The organism is Ornithinibacter sp., from assembly GCF_035443565.1.
GTDB lineage: Bacteria > Actinomycetota > Actinomycetes > Actinomycetales > Dermatophilaceae > Fodinibacter.
In genome coordinates, this window is record NZ_DAORSO010000126.1 from 1 (window position 1) to 2,395 (window position 2,395).

Here is a 2,395-nt window from a genome sequence, read left to right on the forward strand (position 1 = left end):
CTGCGCCGCGATCTGGGCAGCGCCCCACACCACCCAGCCGGTGCCGTCGAGCTGGGCGACGCGGTCGTCAGGGGGGCGCCGCGTGCTCGGGTCGTAGCGCGCCTCGAACCCGCCGTCCCTGCCCTGGACACCGCGCAGCCAGCGCAGCTGGTCGGCCGCTGCGTCGTGGTGGCCGACCCGGGCCAGGGCTGCTGCCACGAACGAGACGTCCCTGGGCCACGCGTAGCGCCACCGGTCGGTCCACCCCGCCACGGAGACCTTGAGGTCGGCGGAGAGGGCGCGCAGGTCGAGCAGGGCAGAGCGGAGCACATCGTCACCCGCGTCGAGGCAGGTCTGCACCCAAGGGGCGCACGAGGCGAGCCACGCCTGCTCCTCCTCGAGCAGGGCAGCCGTCTGGACGCGGTCGGCGAGCACCCGCGTGCCCGGCACCACGGCATCCACCCGTCCCACCGGGACGATCTCACGGCTCCCGCCCCCGCCGAAGGCCACCGTCTCCCCGTACAACGGCACCTCGGCGCGCATGATCCGCTCGGTGATGCTCCAGTACGCCGTGCCCGAGTAGGCCAGCAGCCCGACCCCACCGAGCAGCACGCGGCGGCGGGTCAGGGCGATCGGGGACACGACGAAACTGTATGCCGGATGCCTGAGCAGGGCTCCCGACCCCCGTGAGCCGGATCACGCTGTGGGCACCGTCATACGCACGCAACCGGGGCCGGGTCGGCGGCTAGGTTCACGCAAGACCCAGCCTTCGCCGCCAAAGGAGCACGACCGCATGGACCAGATCCGCGAGGCCATCCTCTCCGGGGACCGCACCGAGCAGACCTACGCCGGGATCGAGGTGCCGAAGACCTATCGGGCCGCGACCGTGCACAAGGACGAGGCCCTGATGTTCGAGGGTCTGGCCAGCCGCGACAAGGACCCGCGCAAGTCCCTGCACGTCGAGCAGGTGCCCACCCCCGAGCTCGCGCCCGGTGAGGCCCTCGTCGCCGTCATGGCCAGCGCCATCAACTACAACACCGTGTGGACCTCGATCTTCGAGCCGGTGTCGACGTTCGGGTTCCTCGAGCGCTACGGCCGCACCTCGGAGTTCGCCAAGCGTCACGACCGCGACTACCACGTCGTCGGCTCCGACCTCGCGGGCGTCGTCCTGCGCGTGGGCCCGGGTGTGACCAAGTGGAAGCCCGGCACCGAGGTCGTCGCGCACTGCCTGTCCGTCGAGCTCGAGGACGCCGCCGGTCACGACGACACGATGATGGACCCGCAGCAGCGGATCTGGGGGTTCGAGACCAACTTCGGCGGTCTGGCCGAGCTCGCGATCGTCAAGGCCAACCAGCTGATGCCCAAGCCCACCCACCTGTCGTGGGAGGAGGCGGCATCTCCCGGCCTGGTCAACAGCACGGCCTACCGCCAGCTCATCTCGCGCAACGGCGCCCACATGAAGCTCGGTGACCGCGTGCTCATCTGGGGTGCGTCGGGCGGATTGGGTTCCTACGCGACCCAGATGGCCCTGGCCGGCGGCGCGACCCCGATCTGCGTGGTCTCCTCCCCCGAGAAGGCCGCGATCTGCCGCGCGATGGGCGCCGAGCTCATCATCGACCGCTCCGCGGAGGGGTACCGGTTCTGGAACGAGGACGGCACGGCGCAGAACCCCAAGGAGTGGCAGCGCCTGGGCAAGAAGATCCGTGAGCTGACCGGTGGGCACGACGTCGACATCGTCTTCGAGCACCCCGGCCGCGAGACCTTCGGCGCCAGCGTCTACGTCGCCCGCAAGGGCGGCACGATCGTCACGTGTGCGTCGACCTCGGGATACATGCACGAGTACGACAACCGCTACCTGTGGATGAACCTCAAGCGCATCGTCAGCTCGCACTTCGCGAACTACCGCGAGGCGTGGGAGGCCAACGAGCTCATCGACCGCGGCCTGATCCACCCGACCCTCAGCCGCACCTACCGCCTCGAGGACGTCGGTACCGCCGCCCTGGACGTGCACCGCAACCTCCACCAGGGCAAGGTCGGCGTGCTCACCCTGTCGCCCGAGGAGGGCCTCGGCGTGAGCAACCCCGAGAAGCGGGCCCGCTTCGAGAGCGAGATCAACCGCTTCCGCAACGCCTGACCTTTTCCCGACTTCGTGCGACTTGGGTGCGGTTCTGCGCCACACACCTGCCCAGACCGGTGCCGAAGTCGCACGAAGTCGGAGAGGGATGCCGTGGCGCCCGGCGGCCTCATCTCACCGTAGGGTTGCCGCGGGAGGTGTGGCGTGGACGTGTCGAGGCTGTGGAGCCCGGTGACCCGGTGGGGTGAGTTCCGGCGACGGCAACTCGCGGCGCTCGAGGAGAGCAACCGCATCGCGGCCCGGGCGACGGACGCCGAACCCGCCGACGTCGACCACACCGCC

General features: G+C 70.4%; 1 protein-coding gene and 1 pseudogene. One reads left to right on the top strand and one right to left on the bottom strand.

The window, feature by feature from the left end; translation table 11 throughout:
* Nucleotides 1-621 (bottom strand): annotated as a pseudogene (locus tag PLL68_RS11420) (glycoside hydrolase family 15); the annotation flags it as partial.
* Nucleotides 622-772: 151 nt separating this feature from the next.
* Here PLL68_RS11420 and ccrA point away from each other — a divergent pair.
* Nucleotides 773-2,113 (top strand): crotonyl-CoA carboxylase/reductase, encoded by a 1,341-nt coding sequence (ccrA, locus tag PLL68_RS11425; protein WP_324534187.1) that lies wholly within the window; start codon nt 773-775, stop codon nt 2,111-2,113.
* Nucleotides 2,114-2,395: the final 282 nt, after the last annotated feature.

Excerpts from the sequence above, each read along its gene's own strand:
- ccrA (WP_324534187.1), top strand. The coding sequence starts at position 773 with ATGGACCAGATCCGCGAGGCCATCCTCTCCGGGGACCGCACCGAGCAG.